Raw genomic sequence first — 20,692 nt, 5'->3', positions numbered from 1 at the left:
TCCTTCCCCACTGGATACCGCCAGTCTTACGCGCCCAAGATTATGCACCTATTGTTACATGCCGGGCGTCACACGCCCAACGCTGGAATACAGGAAACCCAGTTCCAGCATTTCTTGGGGCTCAAAGAGATTTCGCAGATCGACCATTATTGGCCGGGCAAGAACCTCTTTAGCACGGTTTAAATCCATTGTTTTATAGTCATTCCACTCCGTCACGATGACGACGGCTTCCGCGCCTTTCATCGCATCATAGGCATTATCAGACCATTTCACATTCTTGAGAAGCGTTTTTGCGACATCCATCCCTTTTGGGTCGTGCACAGCGACGTCCGCCCCTTCCGCCTGCAGGCTGGCTATGATGTCGATTGCCGGGCTTTCCCGCATATCGTCGGTTTCCGCCTTGAAGGTCAGGCCCAGAACGGCAATGCGCTTGCCTTTTACGGGCGCATCCAATGCGGTCGCAACACGGCTGGCCATGCCTTGTTTACGGGCATCATTCGACGCAACGACTGCTTCGACAATCCGGCTGGGGGTTTCAAACTTCTGGGCGGTAGCGACCAGTTCCAGCGTATCTTTTGGAAAACAACTGCCGCCATAACCAGGGCCCGGCATCAGGAATTTTGGCCCGATGCGGGTATCCATGCCAATGCCCTGGGCAACCTGATAGACATTTGCGCCGGTGCGTTCACAGATATCTGCGATTTCATTGATGAAGGCGATTTTGGTCGCCAGGAATGCATTGGCGGCATATTTGATCAGCTCTGCGGAATCCGGGTCCGTCATCAACAGGGGGATACCGCGATCGGTCATGGGCCTGTACACATTTGCCATGACCTCTCTGGCGCGGTCGGATCGCATGCCAACGACAATCCGGTCTGGATTCATAAAGTCCCCGATTGCTGCCCCTTCCCGCAAAAATTCGGGATTGGATGCGACATCAAATTCTGTGGCATCGCGCATCCGGCTGACAATCTTTGTCACTTCCCGCGAGGTGCCGACAGGAACCGTGGATTTATCAACAATGACGGTATAACCGGTCATGGCTGCGGCGATGGCTTCTGCGGCGGCATGCACATAGCGCATGTCGGCATGGCCATCTTCAGGGCGCGGGGGTGTGCCAACGGCGATAAAGGCAGCATCCGCGCCTGGGACTGCTTCAGAGATTTCAGTTGTGAAAGACAGGTTTCCTGCCGCGACAGTGCGGGCGACCATCGCATCTAAACCCGGTTCATAGATTGGGATAATGCCCGCTTCCAGCTTGCGGATTTTTTCCGGATTGATATCAACGCAGACAACGGTGTGGCCAAGATCGGCAAAACATGCGCCGGACACCAATCCGACATAGCCGGTCCCAATTACTGCAATCTGCATTTCATATCTCTCCCCGTGATTGGGATGGTTTGGTGTGATCGCGCACGCCTCAGCGATAACGCGCTAAAATCTGTTCGGTCTGGTCGCGACGATCATCGCGGGCCAGGGAATATGCAATATTGGCTGCCAGCCATCCTTCTTTGGTACCACAATCAAATCGTTCCCCCTGAAAACGTAGGCCATGAAAGGGCTGGGTGCCAATCATTCGGGCCATGGCATCGGTCAACTGTATCTCTCCGCCAGCACCTTTTTCATGCCGGTCCAGATGGGAAAATACGGATCCATGCAGAATATAGCGACCAATAATAGACAAGGTGGAGGGGGCGTCTGCAGGCTTTGGCTTTTCAACCAGGCCTGTGATTTCCGCCAGTCGATCCTGAGGGTTTGGCGTATCTAGAATTCCATAACGGTCGGTCTGATCACGGGGTACGTCCATCAAGGCCACCACATTGCCACCGGTTTCGCTATAAGCCTGCACCAATTGCGCCAGGCAGGGGGGCTCCCCCAAAACCAGATCGTCGGGCGACAGAATCGCGAAAGGTTCGTCGCCAATCATATCGCGGGCGCACCATATCGCATGGCCCAGTCCCAGTGCTTCGCGCTGGCGCACATATTTGATCGCACCAGGCGGGGGCAGGAATGCATTGACCTGTTCCAATTCGGCGGTCTTGCCGCGTCGGTTCAGTGTCTCGTTCAATTCATAGGACAGGTCGAAATGATCTTCCATTGCCTGCTTGCCGCGACCGGTGACAAAGATGAATTCCTCAATCCCCGCCGCCATGGCTTCTTCAACGGCGTATTGGATCAGCGGCTTGTCAACGACGGTCAGCATTTCTTTTGGCATCGCCTTGGTCGCGGGTAAAAACCGTGTGCCCAACCCGGCGACAGGAAATACAGCCTTTTTGATGCGCGTGACCATTCAATGCTCCTCATGCAGCCTTTTGGGAAAAGGCGAGAAAGTCCCGTTGGGTATTGCCATAGGCAATGGCCCAAGGGCAAGCGGAAGGGTGCGTTCCGGGCCTGCTTGTCATTGAATGGTCATGACAAACCATGATTGAACAGCGATTTGCCGCGATGCTGCCCCTTTTTCGCCCAATTTCAGGTGCGTAGTAAAAGGGTCAAAGGTTGTTACGCGACCGTTTATCGAATCACTTAAACGCTAAATCATTCCTTAGGGGAGTACAGGTTATGATGAATAAGAGCACCGACACCACGGTCAGTTTGGCGCGAACCCGCAGCCAGTCCCGTTTGGTTTTATCCGCTGTTTTCCTGATTGCTGCAGGCGTTGGTTTGCTGGGGCAACTAGATACGCACAAGGCTGCCTATGCACAGTCGGTCAGCCCCCATCCGATTTCAAATGTGATTATGCAGCCAACCGGCAATGCGGCGGAAATGAACTGTTCAACCCACCCGGTTTAACGGTTCAGCAATATGTCCTTCGCCTCGTTGACCCGTGCGGCCAGATAGGCAGAGCCGCCGGTATCTGGATGGACCTGTTTCATGAGGCGCCGATGCGCGGCCTTGATCTCATCGGTCGTCGCATCGGGCTTCAGGCCCAGCAATTTCAGTGCCTCGTCGACCGACATTTGGCCGCTATGATTCCTCTGTGAGGTGGAGCCGGCGGTGTTCTCTTCCGACTTTTCCCCTTGTGACATACGCCAGGCGGTCCCATGCGCCCGGTCCAGAAAGGCTTCCAGCAATTGCAAGGACCTGGGATCGTTGGACGCTTCGATATGGGTGTAAAGCTGTTGGCCTTCCGCCATCGATAATTCAGACAACAGCGCCCCTTCAAACGGACCTGCCTTGATGCGCCCGTCCATGACCCCGGTATCATGGTCCAGATAGACATCAAAGAATGGGGCGGAAATATGAGAACGTTGCCCCCCGGATGGGCCTTTCATTGATTTCCAAAGGCGGCGCAGTGCATTCAGGCGCATAAGCCACGGGATCAGGAATACGCCCAGTCCCCAGATCAGCTGAAAATTCTTGGTCAGCAGAACGATCAGCAGGATTGCTCCACCCAGGCCGATCGCGGTCCATTTTATCGTTTTAATGATATCCTTTGGATTGGCGTTGCGCGCCCAATTCAACGCTGTGAACAGGACGACCATGGCGACAATGCCCAGCAGAAACCATGTCATCGTGGTGGCTTACCTTTTGGCCCTTGAAGCTGTTGCAGCAAGGCGGTGGCCGCGCCGGCACGCTCTGTTCGGCCATAATCCTCCAGCGCCTTCATGCCCCCTGCGGCATAAACGGCAACAGCGGATAGCAGTGCCTTTAACCGATCTGCGCTGGCCAGGTCAAAAGGGCACCAGGCGCCATTGGTCAGTCTGGCAATTTCACGAAAGGCCCGTTGGGCAATCGGATCCGCGCCTTCCTGGAAAACAAAGACGGGAACCCCCAGAATGCCCAATTCTCCGGCTGTATGGCAGACATCGTCAATGTCTTCTTCGAAAGCATCGCCGACATAGACCACGGCCCCAACCTTGCCTTGATCCGTCTGCTTTTTGACATGGGTCAGAACCTTGCCGATCTGAGTCTTTCCCGCGTGACAGGCAACCTTACTCATCAATCGGGCCAGGCCAGCAGCGTCGGGTTGCCAGGCGCCTGCCTTGCATTCTCCAAAGCCGCGAAAATAGACCAGTTGCACATCCAGGCCCCCGATTGCCCGGGTTGCATCAAACATCTCCCCCTGGATCTGACAGGCGGCATCCCAGGTTGGCTGGCGGCTCATCGTCGCGTCCAGCGCAAAAATCAGGCGGCCCCGCTTGCCCGATGGGACGGCAGGAGCCGGGGTGCGGCGGACCTTTTCCAGGAACGCGTCGACATCGTGGGTGGCGTTATGATTGCGTGGCAGTTTGCTCATAGGTTTATATATGGGCTTTTTCCGCCATTCGTCACCCTATGCCTTGGATTTGTTGCCCTATCTGGCTATTGCGTTTCCCGGTCCAGACCAATTGCTGCCATCAAATCGCGCACTTCCTGTCGGGCAGACAGGTGAGACATGTTCATGCGGATATCGGTCCCGGGTGTTTTCAGATCCAAAAGCGTCAAGCCGTCCAGGAAAAGCTCCCGAAAGATCACACGTTCGGAAAAGCCGGGTACCTGGCGAAACCCGATGCGTGAACTGAGCTTCGTCAGGGCTTCTTCCATGGATCGCTGATTGCGTGATTCCAGCTGGCCGGTTCTGTTGCGCATCACGACCCAATCAAAGGTTCGATTGCTTTTTTCCCGGCGGGCTTTTTGCATTTTAACCTGGAATACCATTTCCGCATATTTGCTGGGGCGGGTCATGGCATAGGTTTCCGGATCGATCATCGCCAGAACATCCAGATCAATGAAACTGTCATTCAGGGGCGTGATCAGCGTATCGGAATAAGAATGTCCAACGCGGCTGAGGAAGTTATCCGTCCCTGGCGTGTCGATCACGATGTAATCGTGGCGCGGGGCCAGGTCCTGCACGGCCTTTTCAACAGAATGAGCATCATGTGCGCGTGCAACGTCAATTGAGGCAACGCTGGATGGCTCAATGGGGCGATGTGTCGGCATTACCAGATTAATACCGCGTCGTTCCGCGTATTTACGCCGGTTTTCGATGTAACGGGTCAGGGTTCCCTGACGCGCATCCAAATCGATGCTGGCGACACTGGCACCCGTCGACAGCAGCGAGGCGATGACATGCATGGTCGTCGTGGATTTGCCAGAGCCGCCCTTCTGATTGCCAACGACAACGATATGGGCGTACTTGTCCGACGCGTTGTCGGCGGATTCTGATGACTCGCTCGTGCCAGACGGATGTGGCTGTTCTTGTGCGTTTGCAGGGGCGTTTTCTGGCATGGCGTCCTTATCAGTCACATTCTGGGTGGCGGTTTTGGATTTGGTTTGATTTGGAAAGGCGGTGATATGCCCGCCAGGATCAGACGGGGGTTGGCGCAAAAAGGCCCGACCGAATCCCCATTCTCTTCCCGTCCATGCCATAAATCCATGCCCCCATGCCCGATTTCACACTCAGTATCCCTGTCAGAATGTGCGACCGTAGCGTCTTAAACCCCAAAAAGGTCGGAATCAATGCATGCTGTTCCCCTTGTTTTAGCGCGGCTTCGCTTTGACACAAGGGAATCTATCCGACAAGATTCATGGTACCATGAGATATTTGACTAAAATACTATTGTTTTTCGGGATTTGCGGACTTTTGGCCGCATGCGACGAATTGGGCTGGAATCCTTTGGACACCAGCGAGGCGACCCGCATTGCCCAAATGCGGGAAGGGACAGTTCCGATTCTACTGCAAATTGACGTGCCAACCTTGACCGATGGCGCATCCTTTTATGATGAACAATGGGACCGGGAAACAGACGTGTTGAAACGACGTCGTACGTGGCGTGGCCCGCCTGGAAACGATGTATCCGCATCCCTTTTGGAACTGCGCCACAAGGATGGCGCCCCAATGGGCGATGCGCCAACGCCGGAAGAGGCAACCCGCAATTGGGATATTCTGGCGCAAAGGGAACTGGTGTTTCAGGACCTGTATTCCAGTCGGAATGCCGTTGGGCCGGTTCTTTGGCGACGCTTTACCATGGGTCCTAATATCTGTGTTTCGTTCGCTCAGGGCTACAGCCCTGACGGTGACATTCCGGCGCGCCACCTTCTGGGCTATTACTGTGCCCCGGCGGGGGAGGCTTTCAGTGATGGACAGGCTGAAACCGTTGTGCGTGCCATTCGCGTCCAGGAAGGGGACCCTGCGCTATCGCCTGATGGGTAAATTCCTGATTAGGGGCAATTAATTACTGTTCTGCCCTGTTTTTGCCATGCTGGCCCTATAGATCTTTGAACTATGAAAAAATGGCTTATTCAAAGGCCGCTTCGGGCGGTTACTCTGATCATTATGGTGCTGGGCGTATTGCTGGTCGGGCCCGCTACAGTGCTGGTCGCTGATGATACACGGCTGGCCCAAAGCTGGCGGTCGGCGCGGTCTGATTCTGCAGGTATTGCGCCATTACCATCGCAAGAACCCAAGGCTGTCATTCAGGTGTATGCCGCGCGGACATTTGGCTGGCGAGGGGCATTTGCTGTGCACACCTGGATCGCTACAAAACGCCCCGATGCGGCGCAATATCAAACTCATCACGTAATTGGATGGCGATCCGGTAACAAGGTGATCAGCCGTTGGGAGGCCCCGGACCGGCATTGGTATGGATCGAAACCGGATCTGATTCTGGACCTGCGCGGGGATCGTGCGGCGGAATTGATCGACGCGGTGGAAGCCGCCGTCGCCAGCTATCCCTATCCCGATAGCTATACGGCGTGGCCGGGGCCAAACAGCAATACCTTCATCGCCTGGATTGGGCGGGAAGTACCACAGTTGCAGTTGGAAATGCCCCCCCATGCCGTGGGCAAGGATTATCTGGGCGGGTTCAGGCTGGTGGATTGGACACCCAGCGGCACTGGTGCGCAGGTCAGCCTGTTGGGTGTGTTGGGTGTGACGCTGGCCCTGGATGAGGGGGCGGAAGTGAATCTGTTGGGGCTTACAATCGGGTTGGATCCACAAGATATGAATTTGAAGTTGCCTGGGATTGGGCGGGTTGGCCCCGCACCGGATCCGCGACGGGAATGATGCGGAATCGGCGTCCTGTATAGTTGGGCCTGTCACTTCTGTCTTGCCGGTTCGGGGCAGGGCGGGGATAACTGCATAACCGCATTTCGACGTAGGATTGGGTTTGGATAGATGAGCATCTGGGGAAAGATTGTTGGCGGTGCCGCCGGTTTGGCGCTGGGGGGTCCTATTGGGCTGTTGGTGGGTGCGGTTGGTGGCCATTTTGTCGACCGCATGCGCAATGACGGCGAGGTGGACCCGGATCGCGCGAAACGCTCCGTTGGTTTTACCATTGCGGTTATCGTGCTGGGCGCCAAAATGGCGAAAGCCGACGGCGTGGTGACCGAAGATGAAGTCACGGCATTCAAGGAAGTCTTCAAGGTGCCTGAAGACGAGATGAAGAATGTCGCGCGCATCTTTAATCAGGCGCGTCAGGATGCCAGGGGGTTCGAACCCTACGCGGAACAGGTTGCCGGCATGTTCCAATCCACACCGGAAGTGTTGGAAGAACTGTTATGGTGCCTGGCCCATATTGCCAAGGCGGACGGTGTGATACATCCGGGCGAATTGGAATTCCTGAAACGTGTTGCACAAATTTTCGGATTTGATGATCAGAAATTTGAACGTGTGACCGCCTTGCAGCTGGATGGCGAACAGGCTGATCCGTATCAAATACTTGGCGTGTCCCGGGATGCCAGCGAGGAAGAAATCAAGAAGGCGCACAGGGCGCTGGTGGTTGAAAATCATCCAGACAAGCTGATTGCCAAAGGCATGCCGGAGGAATTCGTTGCTGTTGCCAATGAACGTCTGGCCAAAATCAACGCCGCCTATGACCGTATCCGTAGGCGGAAGGGTTCCGCGGGGGCATGAAACCTTTTGATCTTGCCATTGTCCTGTTCGTGGTCACGATCTGGGGTCTTAATTTTGTTTTCGTTAAAATCGGTGTGGCGGAAATTCCGCCCTTTTTGTTTATGGCGCTGCGCTTTGGCGTCGTTGCCCTGATTCTAGTGCCTTTTATCAAATGGCCTCATGGTCGAGGAAAGGCGTTGATCGCCTATTCCATGATGTTGGGCGTTATCCATTTCGGCCTGATGTTCAACGCGATCCACTTGATCGATGCATCCACGGTTGCCTTGTTAAGTCAGTTAAACACCCCCTTTGCGGTGATATTATCCGCAGTTCTGTTTCGGGATTATCCGGGATGGAAACGGGTTCTGGGCATCGCGATTGCCTTTGGTGGATGTTTCGTCATAGCCGGTGAACCCCGCTTCGACGGCGCCCTGTTGCCAATTCTGATGGTGGTCGGTGGCACATTTGCCTGGGCCGTAGCGGCCGTTCAGGCAAAGCAGTTGGGCTCCATCGGTCCCTTTGCCCTGAATGGTTGGATGGCGCTGTTCGCCACGCCGCCGCTGTTGCTGATTTCCTTGGCGACCGAAACCGGACAATGGGACGCGATGCGCATGATCAGTGTTAATGCGGTGATCTCTGTCCTGTATCAATCGGTTCTGGTTGTCATCGTCGGCTATGGTTTGTGGTACGGTCTGATCAAACGCTATCCGTTGAGCAGGGTCATTCCTTTCACACTATTATTGCCTGTCGTCGGCGTTGCCGGTGGCGTTCTGGCACTGGGAGAGGCGATGACAATGGAGATGGTGATTGGCGGTGGATTGATCATTGTCGGTGTTGGCATCGTCGCATTGCGCCAGGCCGCACGGGGCGAAATCGCTCCTGTTCGGCCCCATTAGAGAGTTTGAGACCAGGATGCGGATGATCGAAACACCGTCCCCGAATTTTGGTGATCGCCGCAACGGCGAGACGGTAAGCATGCTCGTCATACATTATACTGGGATGCGCAGCGCTGCGGAGTCTTTGGCCAGATTGTGTGACCCCGCAGCAGAGGTTAGCGCCCATTACCTGATTACAGAAGCGGGGGATGTCCATCAGCTTGTATCCGAAGAAAAGCGCGCCTGGCATGCAGGCCTCAGCCAGTGGGGGGGAGAACGGGATGTGAATTCACGCTCCATCGGGATTGAATTGCAGAATCTGGGGCATGAATTCGGGTATCAACCCTTTCCCACGGCGCAGATTGACAGTTTGATTAATCTGGCGAAGGGTATTCTAGACCGACACAATATTCCTGCATCGGGCATTGTCGGGCATTCCGATATTGCGCCGGATCGCAAGCTGGATCCTGGTGAACTGTTTCCCTGGCCTGCATTGGCAGAGGCTGATATCGGGGTCTTTCCAAAGGCTGGTATCGATACCCAGGAACACTTGGATTCCTTGTTGACCCGCATCGGCTATGACCCCATGGCAGAGAATCGGATATCAGCATTTCAACGACGCTTTCGACCCGACAGGATAGATGGTCAGCCCGATATGGCATGCCAACGCCTTGCTGCTGCTTATCTGGCCGACTTGTCTTAGAAACAGCCTGAAATACACCAACAGGAGGAGCCGACATGCCCCAAGCGATTGATTATTTTTACAGCCATGTATCCCCCTGGGCATTTTTCGGGCATCCGCGCTTTTTGTCATTGGCGCAACGTCGGGGCGTATTGATTAACTTTCACCCCATCACCGTTGCGGAAGTGTTTCCCAAGACAGGCGGTCTTCCCCTGGCAAAGCGCCCGCCCGAACGCCGCGCGTACCGGATGGTGGAGCTGAAACGCTGGTCGAAATATCTGGACATGCCAATCAACTTTGAACCAAAGTTTTTCCCGGTGAACGATCGCCCCTCGCTGCAATTTTCCCTTGCTGCGGCTCAGGCGGGTGCTGATCTGGGCAGCTTGTCCTACGCCTTAATGAAGGCCGTATGGCAGCAGGACCGTGATGTTTCCGACTGGTCAACGCTGGCGGAAATTGGCACTGAGGCCGGCCTGAATGGGGACGCCTTGGTGGCGGAAGCTCAGACCGATGCCATTAAAGCCAAGGGCGTGGCGGAATCTGAATTGGCCCTGCAGGCGGGTTGTTTCGGCGTGCCCTGGTATTCCTACAAGGGAGAGGGGTTCTGGGGCCAGGACCGCCTGGAATTGCTGGAACATGCATTAGAGCATCATGCGAGCGCATGAGCTCATACATTGAGAGCATCATGCGAGCGCATGAGGCTCTTCCCCATGTTTTCTCCGCAAAACTGTCATCGGTAACGAGTTCGGGTTCGACAGCTTTGATCTAGGGTAAAAACATTTCGATGTTTAAAGGGACGCTGTCGCCCAGCCAGATCGCCGCGTCCCGGTGATCGTACAGATCGTCTCCGGTTTGGGGATGAACGAAGATTGTAAGCCCGGCGCGCTTTAAATTCAGCCAGGGGATGGCGGTGGCGAAAGTCTCCACCGGCACCGTTAATTGGCAGCTCCAGCGGGGATGGGGCCCCACCAAACGCTCATGCATACGCCCCATTTCCAACCCGAATGTATCGCGCGCTTCCACCAAAAGGGCACGGGCCTGATCAATGGTTTCGGCATCGTAATAGACATGGGCATGATAGTTCTGAATGTCGTTCAATTCTGGCATGGGGGACTTTCTGATAAGAAAATACTGTATTGCCGCAGCGTATCATTAAATTGCGCTTTGGTGCCATCCCTTGCGCGAATCCTTGACCGTCCGGGGCGGGGCGCGTAGCTAGATCAGGATGCCAAAACCAGATGCAATCGCGTGAGTCCATATAGGGTGATTTGGCATGGTGTTATAAAAACAAATACTTCGTCCCGGACAGGGGCGTCTGTCGGGATTTGATTTATCCAGCAAGGTGTTTCGAATGAAAAAAGCGTTGATCACGGGGATTACCGGTCAGGACGGTTCCTATCTGGCGGAGTTTCTGTTGAAAAAGGGATATGAGGTCCACGGCATCGTGCGCCGGGCGTCCACGTTCACGACGGAGCGGATTGATCATATCTATCAGGATCCCCATGAAAGCCATCTGCATTTGAAATTGCATTACGGGGATCTGGCGGACGGATCAGGTCTGCGCCGGATCCTGGAACATGTTCAACCAGACGAGGTTTATAATCTGGGCGCGCAAAGCCATGTCCGGGTCAGTTTTGATCAGCCTGAATATACAGCCGATGTTGTTGGGACGGGAACCTTAAGGCTGCTGGAAGCCTTGCGGGATTATATTCACACGGCCAAGAAATCCGCAAAGCTGTATCAGGCGGGCAGTTCTGAGATGTTTGGCGCGGCAAATCCACCGCAGAACGAAGCGACAGAATTCTATCCGCGCAGCCCCTATGCCGTGGGAAAGGTCGCGGGATTCTGGTTCTGTAAGAATTACCGGGAAGCATACGGCCTGTATGTTGCCAATGGCATTCTGTTCAATCACGAAAGCCCACGCCGGGGAGAAACCTTTGTGACCCGGAAGATCACCCGGGCGGTTGGGCGCATCAAGCTTGGCCTGCAGGATAAGTTATTCTTAGGCAATCTGGACGCCAGACGGGATTGGGGTTTTGCCGGTGATTATGTCCAGGCCATGTGGCTGATGCTGCAACAGGAAAAGCCAGATGATTATGTCGTTGCGACCGGCAAGGCCTATTCCGTGCGGGAATTCCTGGAAGCAGCCTTTGGCTATGCCGGGTTGGATTACAAAAAACATGTTGAATTCGACGCACGCTATCTGCGCCCGACGGAAGTTGATTATCTTCTAGGGGATCCCAGCAAGATCAAAAAGGAATTGGGATGGGAGCCAAAGGTCGGTTTTCAGGAGCTCGTTGCCATGATGGTTGATAACGACATGGACCTGGCGCGTCGCGAAAAGGTTTTGCTGGATGCTGGTCATACGGTTCCCAGCCCGGTTGGGGCATAAAGCCTGTGACGAAACCCGGTCTATCAGATTCCATTTTTGTTGCCGGGCATCGCGGTCTGGTCGGATCGGCAATTGTCCGCGCGCTGCAGGCGGCGGGTTATACCAATCTGATTACCAAACGCTCATCCGAACTGGACCTTAGAGAGCAATCGGCTGTTCGGGATTTCTTCGCTGCGGAACGTCCTCGCTATGTGGTTTGCGCCGCGGCTATGGTTGGCGGAATTGTGGCCAATCGGGATTTTCCGGGAACCTTCATTCATGACAACCTGGCCATTCAGACCAATGTCATTGAGGCGTGTCGCCAACAGGCGGTTGCCAAGCTGATTTATCTGGGGTCGACCTGCATCTATCCAAAATTTGCTCCCCAGCCGATCCAGGAAGATCACTTGCTGACCGGTCCGTTGGAAGAAACCAACGAGGCCTATGCAATTGCGAAAATAGCCGGGCTTAAAATGTGTGAGGCTTATGCTAAGCAATATGGTTTGTCCTCCATCACATTGATGGCGACAAATCTGTATGGGCCCGGTGATAATTTTGACCTTGAGAAAAGCCATGTCATTCCGGCCCTGATGCGCAAGGCGCATGAAGCAAAACTGGCGGGGGCCAAGACCATGACGGTCTGGGGCACGGGAACGCCATTGCGTGAATTTCTGCATGTCGATGATATGGCAGCCGCCGCGCGCTATTGTCTGGAAAATGACACACCCTATTCGATGGTCAATGTCGGATCAGGGGAAGAGGTCACCATCGCTGATTTAACCAGACTGATCTGTGAGGTCGTCGGTTTTCAGGGGGATCTGATTTTTGATTCCGAAAAGCCTGATGGAACACCCCGGAAATTGGCGGATTCTTCCAGGTTGCGAGGGTTGGGATGGAAGCCCGCTTTGTCCTTGCGACAGGGGTTGGAGGATACCTATCGCTGGTTTACGCAAACAAGCAATGCCCGCTTAGGGAATTAAAATTTTCGGGAAAAGTTAGGGATCATGTCAGGGTCTGTATCGTCTACTTCGATTTTAGCATGGTTCGGCCTGGCGGGGGCAGTTGTTATCGGTGCGCTGGATCCCCTAGGGCTGGGGCCAACAGTGGCGCCTGTCGCGGGGCTGGTGGCTGGGACAATCACCCTGTTTGCAACGGGCGCGGTGGCAGAACATTTGACTGCGCTGTTGTTTTTCGCATTCGCCATGGTTTTCAGTATTGCCCCGGCGGACCTGGTCTTCACCGGTTTCGCCAGCAAGGCATTCTGGCTGGTTGTATCTGGCATGGTGATTGGCCTGGCGATCCATAAAACCGGCCTGGGGGCCCGCATCGCCCGGGCGCTGGCGCGGTTGTTTCCAGCCAATTATACCGGCTTGATCGCGGGGTTGATCTTTGTTGCCATGGCTATTTCCTTCTTTATGCCCTCCAGCATGGGTCGCATCGTGTTGTTGATGCCCATCGCGCTGGCCCTGGCGGATCGCTATGGCCTGGCGGAGAAGTCACTGGGGCGCAGCGGCGTGGCGCTGGTTGTCGGGTTTGCCTGCTTCAATCCTCCCAACGGCATATTGCCAGCCACCGTCCCCAACATGGTCTATGTCGGTGCGGTTGAGAAAATCTATGGTGTCGCCCCCCTATATGGCGAATGGATGTTGCTGCACTTTCCTTTGCTAGGGTTTGGGAAAGCAATCCTGATTTGGCTGGTTGGCTGCTTCCTGTTTCGTCAATCGGTCACAATACAGACAGAAACGGAACAGTCTTCGCCCTTGTCGGCTGAAGAAAGACGATTGGCCTTTATTCTGTTGTTTGCCCTGTTGGGATGGTCGACGGATATTTGGCATGGCATCTCACCCGCCTGGATTGGGCTGGTGGCGGCTGTATTGTGTTTGCTGCCAGGTGTCGGCGTATTGCCAAAGGACGCGTTCAAACAGATCAATATTGCCCCTGCAATCTATGTTGCCAGTATTCTGGGCATGGGGGCCCTGATTGCTGATAGTGGTCTTGGGGCGCTGTTGGGGACGGCAATGGCCGATATTCTTCCTTTGGCTCCAGGGGCCGCGGTGCAGAACTTCTTCTCATTGGCATTGGGGGGGGGCGTGACATCGCTTGTATCCACGATGCCGGGCCTGCCTGCAGTTATGGTTCCGTTAGCCGAACCGTTGCATGTCGCCTCTGGTTTGCCGCTGCAAACGGTATTGGCCAGCGTTGTCCTGTCCTATTCCACAACCATTTTACCCTATCAGGCACCCCCGCTGGTATTGGCGATCGGTATGACCGGCGCCCGGTTGATCGATGCCACCAAACTGGTTGTTCTGGTTGGTATTCTAAGTGTCCTGATCATTCTGCCCCTGACTTTTGCGTGGTGGCGATTGCTGGGTATGATTTAATCACATTTTCTTTGCAGCCTTGATTTGCATCAACGCGGTCCCGAAGTGGGAGGCATAGGATGCTGCCATAAGATTTGGCAATAATCAGTGTTATGCGAGGAGATATGATATGACTGTGAAGCGAATTTTGGTTCATTTTGATGGATCCAAACGTTCTGAGCGTGCGCTATCCGCCGCGCTGGAACTGGCGGAAGCACAGGATGCGCATCTGATTGGTTGCGCTGTAGAGGCAGAGCCGCGCATTCCAACCTATGCTGCGGCACAGATTCCAGCAGATGTCATTGCTTCAATGGCAGACGAACAGCGCCGCTATGTCGAAGCAGCAAAAGTATCTTTCGAAAAACTGGTGGCGGCATCCGGTTGGACGGATCGATCCGAATTCGTGATGGCAAAAGGGGATGCGACCCGCGCCTTGTCGCGCATAGCACGGGGCTGTGATCTGGTCATTCTGGGTCAGTCCGAGCCGGACACGGATTTCGTGGAAATTGAAGATCTTCCCGATAATGTCGTGCTGGAAAGCGGTCGCCCGGTTCTGATCATTCCCTATATCGGGAAGAAAAAGCCGATTGGCGGGCATGTTCTGTTGTGCTGGACCGATACACGCGAAGCTGCACGGGCGCTGTCAGATTCTATCCCCCTGTTGAATGAAGCATCAAAAGTGACGGTGTTGAGTGTTGGGGAGAGCCAAAAGAATCCTGCTGTATCAGCCGATGACGCCGCGCGATTGCTGGCGTCACATAACATTTCTGCGGAACTGCGCCATTCCCCTGGAAAAGGTGTGGATGTCGGCTCAGTCGTTCTGAATGAAGCGTCTGATCTTGGTGCGGATCTGATTGTAATGGGAGCGTATGGCCATTCCCGCTTGCGGGAAACGATACTGGGCGGCGTGACCCACACGATCCTGAAGGAAATGACTGTGCCCGTTCTGATGTCGCATTAGAACAAAGCCTGTGTGAACCTATGCGAAGGCATGATGCGCTAGAGTTTCTATCAACTGCTGTGAATTGTATCGTAGTAGGCTTGGGCACCTGGATGGACCGGAACACGTCCTTTCGGGCGCCCTTCCTCTACCGTCGGGAAGGTCAAACCCGGATTGTTGTGATTGAATAAATCTGCCGTGCTGCTTTGCCACAGCGCGCGCGTGATATTTTGTATCAATACCGCATCCATTTTTTCTTTAACCACCCATTTAACGCCCAGCTTTACGGTCGTGATTTCTTCAATCTTGCGATAAACCTGGGATGGGATGGTTCCTGCAGACAGAAATGGGAAGAATCCCTTCAAGGTTTGTTGCGCCGCGCCATCGATGGGCAACAGTTTTATGGTCTCTTCCTGTTGAAGCTCTGAAATGGCTTCGATAGGGGCGGCCCCCATTTCAAAGAACGCGTCAATAACCCCGGTGATCAAATGGTCTGCGGCTGGGCCTGGGCGCAAATATACCGGTTTGATGTCTTGGAGATTCAGGCCATTCAGGCGCAACAGCGTGTTTACGATTGTGCCTGTCCCGGCCCCTCTGGCGCCAAGGGATATGGTGCGCCCTTTCAGGTCCCGGATGCTGTTGATACCGGAATCGGCCCGAACAACAATATGCAGGGAGACGGGGATCAGGTCTGCGATTACACGCAGGTCGGGAACGCTGGCCTCGTCCGCGAAGGGGCCACCGCCGGTAAAGGCCCAATAGGCCATATCTGCGTGGACCAGCGCTGATTCCAGAACGCCATCGCGAATGTCACGAATATTGGGGATGGACCCAGCGCGGGTCTGAGCTACCGCGATCAGTCCGGGAACACCGCAGATGCCCCCTTCATCACACGGGCTGCTGCCGGGGGGACGACTGATCCCTGCTGAAATCGCGGTCCCCAGGCTGTAAAGTGACTCTGCTGAAGGGCCGGTCCCGATCCGGAAAAAGGAAAGGCTGGGGCGTTCATCCTGCGCCGATAGGGGGGTAAACGGAGTTGGCAGCAACAATCCCACCACAGCACCCCCCAGGCCCGTGGCGAGGATGCGGCGTCGATTGGGCTTATGACTGACGAAAGACTCCTGAGTCTGGGCCAGGACCGTTGACGATGGCGGCTTTTCACGGGTCATTTACAATTCCACCGTGGGAGATCAGGACACAAGCATCATGCGTTCGCATGAGCTGACAAAGGACAAGCGAGCATCATGCGTTCGCATGAGCAGCAAAGCGATACTCTAGTAAATTGCGATCAAGGTAAAGACGGACCACAGGACGAACGCCCCGATTTACCCTATACGGGCTTTTGATAACAGCCTGTCGCTTCTGCCCGCATTCGGGTCAGGGCATAGACCATCCGCATTGTATCACACGGCGTCTTCAGCAGGTCGGCGACTTCTATCGCCGCGCCCAGGATCGCATCCAGTTCTATGGCGCGTCCACGGTCATAATCTTGCAGCATGGAGGTCCGGAATGCCCCCAGTTTCAGGCCCCCCTGGAACCGCTGATCGATGGTGACGGACAGGGAAACCTTCAACGCGGCACACAGGTCTGAGAACTCTTCCATCATACGCCGCCCGATCCCAGAAATCTGTGGATCATGGGTCATGATATCAAGTGTTCCGCCGGTCACGACAGAAAGCGGGTTCGCCCACAAATTCCCCATCAGCTTGTTCAACACGTCGGCGCGGATTGCTTCAGACACGGTGCATGTCAGTCCCGCCGCTTCCATGACGGGTGCGATTTCTGACAGGATGGCAGGGGGCGGTTGTGTGATGGCGCCGATGACCAGTCTGTTCGCCCCTGAACTTTTGATCGTGTAGGGGGCGATGACTTCTGAAGCCAGATAGACGGCACATCCAATAATTCTGGACGGATCGAACTGCCGTGACAGGGTGCCATCCGGATCCACATGTTTCAGGATGTGATTCTTGTGGGGACCGTCCGCGCCTTGGAAGAACCACCAGGGCAGGCCATTGATGGCGGTTAGAATATGGGTGTTGGGACCCATCAACGGGGTAATCATGGGCAGGGCGCTTTTAATCTGGTGGGCCTTGACGGCAATAATGATCAGGTCCTGTGGGCCCTCAACCTGTGGCGCATCCGTGACTCTGGGGTGACAGGTGAAACCGCTTGCAGCGTCCTGGAATGTGGCATCTTCAAAGGTCAGGCCATATTGGCGGATCGCAGCCAAAGTCGAACCGCGCGCGATTAACAGAGGGTCCGCCCCAATCCTGGCCAATAGTGCCGTGATCATGCCCCCGATAGCACCCGCCCCAACAATCGCAATCTTCATTTCGTACCCTTTATTGGTTCTTCACCGCACTGTAGCGCGATAGGAAACGGGCGTCAGAGGATTGCCACTGACGCCCGTTTGCTGATGAGGTGCCACTGCGATTGGGTGGCGACCATCCCCTCTTTAGTCTGATATCTCCCTAAACTCAGGCAATTTTTTCGCCGGGTTTAATGTCCCAGTATCTGGCTCAGGAACAGTTTCGTGCGCTCGTTTTGTGGATTGGTGAAGAATTCCTCAGGTTTGTTTTCCTCGATGATTTCCCCGCCATCCATAAAGATTACACGGTCGGCGACTTTGCGTGCAAAGCCCATTTCATGGGTCACACACAGCATTGTCATGCCGGTTGAGGCAAGGTCGATCATCGTATCCAGCACTTCGGAAATCATTTCCGGGTCCAGGGCAGATGTCGGCTCATCAAACAGCATGATACGCGGGTTCATGCACAGGGATCGGGCAATGGCAACGCGCTGTTGCTGACCACCGGACAACTGACCCGGATATTTTAATGCCTGTTCCGGGATTTTGACCCGTTCCAGGAATTTCATGGCGATTTCTTCTGCTTCGCGCTTGGGTGTCTTGCGAACCCAGATCGGCGCCAACGTGCAGTTCTCAAGGACCGTCAGATGCGGAAACAGATTGAAGTGCTGGAACACCATACCGACTTCACGGCGGATCGCATCAATATTCTTCAAATCGTTCGTCAATTCGATGCCATCCACCAGGATATGACCTTGCTGATGTTCCTCCAGCCGGTTCATACAGCGGATCATTGTTGATTTACCAGACCCGGATGGGCCACAGATTACGATCCGCTCGCCCCGTTTAACGGTCAGATTGATGTTTTTGAGAACGTGAAATTCACCATACCATTTGTGCATTTGCCGCACTTCAATGGCGTTTTCATTTTCAACCTTACTTGTGGCAACCTCTGCCATGTCAGTATCCTCTCGTCGCGCGATTAGCGTTTGTGGCCTGTGTGCAGTTTTTTCTCCAGATACATGGAATACCTGGACATACCAAAGCAGCAGATGAAGAAGAATCCTGCCACGAAAACGTAGATTTCTACGGAAAGCCCATTCCAGACCGGGTCAGACACCGCGGATTTTGCAACGCCAAGAACGTCCAGCATCCCGATCACGATCACCAATGTCGTATCTTTGTACAGGCCGATAAAGGTGTTCACGATACCTGGAATTGATATCTTTAAGGCTTGCGGCAGAACGATCAGTCGCATCGTCTGCCAATATTTCAGACCCATGGCGTCGGCGGCTTCGAACTGGCCCTTGGGCAGGGATTGCAGCCCCCCCCGGATAACTTCCGCCATATAGGCAGAGGCAAACAGGGTCACCATGATCAGAACCCGCAGCAGAAGATCAAAGGTCGTCCCCGGCGGCAGGAAATAGCTCAACATCGTCGAAGCGACAAACAGCAAGGTAATCAGGGGAACCCCCCGGATGAATTCGATAAAGACGGTACAGACGATCTTGATCGCGGGCAGGTTGGAATACCGACCCAGAGCGAGAAGGATGCCCAATGGAAGCGAGAAGGTAATGCCGGTGACGCCGATCACGATCGTCAGCAACACGCCGCCAAACAACCGGGTGTCAACAGGTTCCAGGCCAAACACGCCACCCACCATCAGAACCCCCGCGATGATTGGGAAGGCGAGAGAGAACATCAGGCCATATTTACGGAACGGGATGTTGTCATACAGCACCGGCGCCAAGGCAACGAACAACAGGACAAAAGTCAGATTGGGGCGCCAGCGCAATTCATTTGGATAGAACCCATAGATGAAAACCTGGAACCGGTCCCCGATAAAGGCCCAGCAGGCCCCTTTTCCGAGTTCTGCGCATTCTGCCCGTGAACTGGCGTTAACAACGGCATCGAAAATGAAATAGTCCAGTATGCCCGGCACGATCAGATACAGCAGGTATACTGACAGCAGGGTCAGTACCGTATTGGTGACGGTTCCAAACAGGTTATCCCAAATCCAGCGTTGCCAGCCGACAAGGTTCTTCGGGGGCGCAAGGCTGGGATGTTGACCTGGCTCGTAGCTTTTTGCGTCGCTCATCTCAGCCTCCTATCGCTCTATCAGTTTAATTCGGTTGTTATACCAGTTCATAAAGCCTGACACCGCCAGCGAGATGCACAGATAGATCGCCATGACCAGGACCATGCATTCCATTTCCCGCCCGGTCTGGTTCAATGTGATGCCCCCCAGCGTGGCTGTGATGTCCATATATCCAATGGCAATGGCCAGGGATGAGTTCTTGGTCAGGTTCAGATATTGGCTGGTCAAAGGCGGAACAATAACGCGCATTGCTTGGGGAATGACCACCAGTTGCAGGGTCCGGTTATTGCGAAGTCCCAAGGCGCCCGCAGCTTCCGTCTGACCATAATTCACGGCCAGAATGCCGGCCCGAACCGTTTCCGCGATAAAGGCGGAGGTATAAAGCGCCAAAGCCAATGTCAGGGCAATCAGTTCCGGTTTGACGACATAGCCGCCCTGGAAGTTGAACCCCTTCATAACAGGCGTGTCCCAGTCCAGGGGTGCACCGGTGATAAAGTAAACGATCACGGGCAGCACAACGATCAGACCCAGGGAAACATACAGGACTGGTAAAATCTTACCCGTTTCATCCTGTATTTTTTTGGCATAACGCTTGAAGATAATCGCGCCAATTATTCCCAGAATAAAGGTAATTGCCGTCGCCCAGAACAGCGGATGTGGAACCGGGCTTGGCATATTGATGCCACGATTTGAGAAGAAGAAGGACTCGCCCAGACCAAGCGCCTGCCTAGGACCAGGCATATTGATCACGATAAAGCCGTGCATCAACAGGATCCACAGCAGAACCGGAACATTGCGCAATGCTTCGACATAGCAATAGACCAGACGGTTCATCAGGAAGTTCTTGCTCAATCGCAGAACACCCATAATGAAGCCGACAACCGTTGCGATGAGGATACCCAACCCGGCGACAAGGAATGTGTTCAGCAAGCCGACGACAGCAGCTTTCAGGTTCGTACTGCGCGAGTCATATTCCAGAAAAGATTGATTGATGTCGTAATTGGCGGGCTGGAGAAGGAACTCGAAGCCCAGCGTTTTACCAATCGCGTCCAGATTAATGATGGCATTGCGAATAAGGTAAAAGACCAGTGCGAAAAGAACGGCGATCGTGAAGATCTGAATGATGACTTGTCGTGCTTCGCTATCGTACCACAATCGCATTATTCCGCCACGCTGCGGTGTGGAATCAGTGTCAGATGCTACAGACATCAAGAGTCTCCCTCGAGGTTTGCCGTAACTGGGGCC

General features: G+C 54.5%; 22 protein-coding genes. 11 read left to right on the top strand and 11 right to left on the bottom strand.

Annotated elements, in window-relative coordinates:
- Positions 1–54: 54 nt before the first annotated feature.
- Positions 55–1,371: a UDP-glucose dehydrogenase family protein gene (locus ACOSDR_RS14620; protein ID WP_420725578.1), complete on the bottom strand. Its 1,317-nt coding sequence runs from the start codon at positions 1,369–1,371 to the stop codon at positions 55–57.
- 49 nt (positions 1,372–1,420) lie between these two features.
- On the bottom strand, positions 1,421–2,290 hold the full coding sequence (galU, locus tag ACOSDR_RS14615; protein WP_420731736.1) for a UTP--glucose-1-phosphate uridylyltransferase GalU: 870 nt from the start codon (positions 2,288–2,290) through the stop codon (positions 1,421–1,423).
- Between the two features lie 269 nt (positions 2,291–2,559).
- On the opposite strand from galU, the gene ACOSDR_RS14610 reads away from it, so the two are divergent.
- The gene (locus tag ACOSDR_RS14610; RefSeq protein ID WP_420725580.1) at positions 2,560–2,790 is read left to right on the top strand and encodes a hypothetical protein; all 231 of its coding nucleotides are present in this window, start codon (positions 2,560–2,562) and stop codon (positions 2,788–2,790) included.
- Here the strand turns inward: ACOSDR_RS14610 and ACOSDR_RS14605 are convergent.
- The 3 genes from ACOSDR_RS14605 to ACOSDR_RS14595 form a co-directional block, all read right to left on the bottom strand.
- Positions 2,787–3,512 (bottom strand): DnaJ domain-containing protein, encoded by a 726-nt coding sequence (locus ACOSDR_RS14605; protein ID WP_420725581.1) that lies wholly within the window; start codon positions 3,510–3,512, stop codon positions 2,787–2,789. The two genes, ACOSDR_RS14610 and ACOSDR_RS14605, sit on opposite strands and share 4 nt — an antisense overlap.
- Positions 3,509–4,237 (bottom strand): VWA domain-containing protein, encoded by a 729-nt coding sequence (locus ACOSDR_RS14600; RefSeq protein ID WP_420731735.1) that lies wholly within the window; start codon positions 4,235–4,237, stop codon positions 3,509–3,511. The genes ACOSDR_RS14605 and ACOSDR_RS14600 overlap by 4 nt, the downstream gene beginning before the upstream one ends.
- A gap of 65 nt (positions 4,238–4,302) precedes the next feature.
- Positions 4,303–5,349 (bottom strand): division plane positioning ATPase MipZ, encoded by a 1,047-nt coding sequence (locus tag ACOSDR_RS14595; protein WP_420731734.1) that lies wholly within the window; start codon positions 5,347–5,349, stop codon positions 4,303–4,305.
- A gap of 166 nt (positions 5,350–5,515) precedes the next feature.
- Here ACOSDR_RS14595 and ACOSDR_RS14590 point away from each other — a divergent pair, with 166 nt between their 5' ends.
- The 6 genes from ACOSDR_RS14590 (at position 5,516) to ACOSDR_RS14565 (ending at position 10,035) form a co-directional block, all read left to right on the top strand.
- Positions 5,516–6,133 carry a hypothetical protein gene (locus tag ACOSDR_RS14590; protein WP_420731733.1) on the top strand — a complete coding sequence of 206 codons (618 nt, stop codon included), beginning with the start codon at positions 5,516–5,518 and terminating at the stop codon, positions 6,131–6,133.
- Between the two features lie 72 nt (positions 6,134–6,205).
- Positions 6,206–6,985: a DUF3750 domain-containing protein gene (locus tag ACOSDR_RS14585; RefSeq protein ID WP_420725585.1), complete on the top strand. Its 780-nt coding sequence runs from the start codon at positions 6,206–6,208 to the stop codon at positions 6,983–6,985.
- A gap of 111 nt (positions 6,986–7,096) precedes the next feature.
- Positions 7,097–7,834: a TerB family tellurite resistance protein gene (locus ACOSDR_RS14580; protein ID WP_420731732.1), complete on the top strand. Its 738-nt coding sequence runs from the start codon at positions 7,097–7,099 to the stop codon at positions 7,832–7,834.
- Positions 7,831–8,709, top strand: a complete 879-nt coding sequence (locus ACOSDR_RS14575; RefSeq protein ID WP_420731731.1) for a DMT family transporter — start codon at positions 7,831–7,833, stop codon at positions 8,707–8,709. The genes ACOSDR_RS14580 and ACOSDR_RS14575 overlap by 4 nt, the downstream gene beginning before the upstream one ends.
- 22 nt (positions 8,710–8,731) lie before the next feature.
- Positions 8,732–9,391: an N-acetylmuramoyl-L-alanine amidase gene (locus ACOSDR_RS14570; RefSeq protein ID WP_420731730.1), complete on the top strand. Its 660-nt coding sequence runs from the start codon at positions 8,732–8,734 to the stop codon at positions 9,389–9,391.
- Between the two features lie 35 nt (positions 9,392–9,426).
- Complete coding sequence (locus tag ACOSDR_RS14565; RefSeq protein WP_420731729.1) at positions 9,427–10,035, top strand: 2-hydroxychromene-2-carboxylate isomerase; 609 nt, start codon at positions 9,427–9,429, stop codon at positions 10,033–10,035.
- A 100-nt stretch (positions 10,036–10,135) separates the two neighbouring features.
- On the opposite strand, the gene ACOSDR_RS14560 is transcribed toward ACOSDR_RS14565, so the two are convergent.
- Entirely contained in the window at positions 10,136–10,477 is a 342-nt protein-coding gene (locus tag ACOSDR_RS14560; RefSeq protein WP_420725590.1) for a DOPA 4,5-dioxygenase family protein, read from the bottom strand.
- Positions 10,478–10,721: 244 nt separating this feature from the next.
- On the opposite strand from ACOSDR_RS14560, the gene gmd reads away from it, so the two are divergent.
- From gmd to ACOSDR_RS14540, 4 genes are all read left to right on the top strand, one after another.
- Complete coding sequence (gene gmd, locus ACOSDR_RS14555) at positions 10,722–11,762, top strand: GDP-mannose 4,6-dehydratase (protein WP_420725591.1); 1,041 nt, start codon at positions 10,722–10,724, stop codon at positions 11,760–11,762.
- Between the two features lie 5 nt (positions 11,763–11,767).
- On the top strand, positions 11,768–12,721 hold the full coding sequence (locus tag ACOSDR_RS14550; protein WP_420731728.1) for a GDP-L-fucose synthase family protein: 954 nt from the start codon (positions 11,768–11,770) through the stop codon (positions 12,719–12,721).
- A gap of 24 nt (positions 12,722–12,745) precedes the next feature.
- Positions 12,746–14,122 (top strand): SLC13 family permease, encoded by a 1,377-nt coding sequence (locus ACOSDR_RS14545; protein WP_420731727.1) that lies wholly within the window; start codon positions 12,746–12,748, stop codon positions 14,120–14,122.
- Positions 14,123–14,231: 109 nt separating this feature from the next.
- Positions 14,232–15,062: a universal stress protein gene (locus ACOSDR_RS14540; protein WP_420725594.1), complete on the top strand. Its 831-nt coding sequence runs from the start codon at positions 14,232–14,234 to the stop codon at positions 15,060–15,062.
- A gap of 50 nt (positions 15,063–15,112) precedes the next feature.
- Here ACOSDR_RS14540 and ACOSDR_RS14535 read toward each other — a convergent pair whose 3' ends face one another.
- The 5 genes from ACOSDR_RS14535 to ACOSDR_RS14515 form a co-directional block, all read right to left on the bottom strand.
- On the bottom strand, positions 15,113–16,210 hold the full coding sequence (locus ACOSDR_RS14535; RefSeq protein WP_420731726.1) for a TAXI family TRAP transporter solute-binding subunit: 1,098 nt from the start codon (positions 16,208–16,210) through the stop codon (positions 15,113–15,115).
- A 161-nt stretch (positions 16,211–16,371) separates the two neighbouring features.
- Positions 16,372–17,373 carry a ketopantoate reductase family protein gene (locus ACOSDR_RS14530; protein WP_420731725.1) on the bottom strand — a complete coding sequence of 334 codons (1,002 nt, stop codon included), beginning with the start codon at positions 17,371–17,373 and terminating at the stop codon, positions 16,372–16,374.
- A 167-nt stretch (positions 17,374–17,540) separates the two neighbouring features.
- Complete coding sequence (locus ACOSDR_RS14525; protein WP_420725597.1) at positions 17,541–18,308, bottom strand: amino acid ABC transporter ATP-binding protein; 768 nt, start codon at positions 18,306–18,308, stop codon at positions 17,541–17,543.
- Positions 18,309–18,331: 23 nt separating this feature from the next.
- Positions 18,332–19,447, bottom strand: coding sequence for an amino acid ABC transporter permease (locus ACOSDR_RS14520; RefSeq protein ID WP_420725598.1), 1,116 nt, complete (start codon positions 19,445–19,447; stop codon positions 18,332–18,334).
- A gap of 9 nt (positions 19,448–19,456) precedes the next feature.
- Positions 19,457–20,656 (bottom strand): amino acid ABC transporter permease, encoded by a 1,200-nt coding sequence (locus ACOSDR_RS14515; RefSeq protein ID WP_420725599.1) that lies wholly within the window; start codon positions 20,654–20,656, stop codon positions 19,457–19,459.
- Between the last annotated feature and the right edge of the window lie 36 nt (positions 20,657–20,692).

The organism is Hwanghaeella sp. 1Z406, assembly GCF_048892425.1.
In the GTDB taxonomy this organism is placed as follows: Bacteria; Pseudomonadota; Alphaproteobacteria; order UBA8366; family Aestuariispiraceae; genus Pacificispira.
Note: the sequence above shows the minus strand (reverse complement) of the source record. Positions and strands in the feature narration are given on the sequence as shown.

What these genes read in the sequence shown, in the direction of transcription:
- ACOSDR_RS14620 (WP_420725578.1), bottom strand. Translation starts at nt 1,371, where the DNA reads ATGCAGATTGCAGTAATTGGGACCGGCTATGTCGGATTGGTGTCCGGC.
- galU (WP_420731736.1), bottom strand. Translation starts at nt 2,290, where the DNA reads ATGGTCACGCGCATCAAAAAGGCTGTATTTCCTGTCGCCGGGTTGGGC.
- ACOSDR_RS14610 (WP_420725580.1), top strand. Translation starts at nt 2,560, where the DNA reads ATGATGAATAAGAGCACCGACACCACGGTCAGTTTGGCGCGAACCCGC.
- ACOSDR_RS14605 (WP_420725581.1), bottom strand. Translation starts at nt 3,512, where the DNA reads ATGACATGGTTTCTGCTGGGCATTGTCGCCATGGTCGTCCTGTTCACA.
- ACOSDR_RS14600 (WP_420731735.1), bottom strand. Translation starts at nt 4,237, where the DNA reads ATGAGCAAACTGCCACGCAATCATAACGCCACCCACGATGTCGACGCG.
- ACOSDR_RS14595 (WP_420731734.1), bottom strand. Translation starts at nt 5,349, where the DNA reads ATGGCATGGACGGGAAGAGAATGGGGATTCGGTCGGGCCTTTTTGCGC.
- ACOSDR_RS14590 (WP_420731733.1), top strand. Translation starts at nt 5,516, where the DNA reads ATGAGATATTTGACTAAAATACTATTGTTTTTCGGGATTTGCGGACTT.
- ACOSDR_RS14585 (WP_420725585.1), top strand. Translation starts at nt 6,206, where the DNA reads ATGAAAAAATGGCTTATTCAAAGGCCGCTTCGGGCGGTTACTCTGATC.
- ACOSDR_RS14580 (WP_420731732.1), top strand. Translation starts at nt 7,097, where the DNA reads ATGAGCATCTGGGGAAAGATTGTTGGCGGTGCCGCCGGTTTGGCGCTG.
- ACOSDR_RS14575 (WP_420731731.1), top strand. Translation starts at nt 7,831, where the DNA reads ATGAAACCTTTTGATCTTGCCATTGTCCTGTTCGTGGTCACGATCTGG.
- ACOSDR_RS14570 (WP_420731730.1), top strand. Translation starts at nt 8,732, where the DNA reads ATGATCGAAACACCGTCCCCGAATTTTGGTGATCGCCGCAACGGCGAG.
- ACOSDR_RS14565 (WP_420731729.1), top strand. Translation starts at nt 9,427, where the DNA reads ATGCCCCAAGCGATTGATTATTTTTACAGCCATGTATCCCCCTGGGCA.
- ACOSDR_RS14560 (WP_420725590.1), bottom strand. Translation starts at nt 10,477, where the DNA reads ATGCCAGAATTGAACGACATTCAGAACTATCATGCCCATGTCTATTAC.
- gmd (WP_420725591.1), top strand. Translation starts at nt 10,722, where the DNA reads ATGAAAAAAGCGTTGATCACGGGGATTACCGGTCAGGACGGTTCCTAT.
- ACOSDR_RS14545 (WP_420731727.1), top strand. Translation starts at nt 12,746, where the DNA reads ATGTCAGGGTCTGTATCGTCTACTTCGATTTTAGCATGGTTCGGCCTG.
- ACOSDR_RS14540 (WP_420725594.1), top strand. Translation starts at nt 14,232, where the DNA reads ATGACTGTGAAGCGAATTTTGGTTCATTTTGATGGATCCAAACGTTCT.
- ACOSDR_RS14535 (WP_420731726.1), bottom strand. Translation starts at nt 16,210, where the DNA reads ATGACCCGTGAAAAGCCGCCATCGTCAACGGTCCTGGCCCAGACTCAG.
- ACOSDR_RS14530 (WP_420731725.1), bottom strand. Translation starts at nt 17,373, where the DNA reads ATGAAGATTGCGATTGTTGGGGCGGGTGCTATCGGGGGCATGATCACG.
- ACOSDR_RS14525 (WP_420725597.1), bottom strand. Translation starts at nt 18,308, where the DNA reads ATGGCAGAGGTTGCCACAAGTAAGGTTGAAAATGAAAACGCCATTGAA.
- ACOSDR_RS14520 (WP_420725598.1), bottom strand. Translation starts at nt 19,447, where the DNA reads ATGAGCGACGCAAAAAGCTACGAGCCAGGTCAACATCCCAGCCTTGCG.
- ACOSDR_RS14515 (WP_420725599.1), bottom strand. Translation starts at nt 20,656, where the DNA reads ATGTCTGTAGCATCTGACACTGATTCCACACCGCAGCGTGGCGGAATA.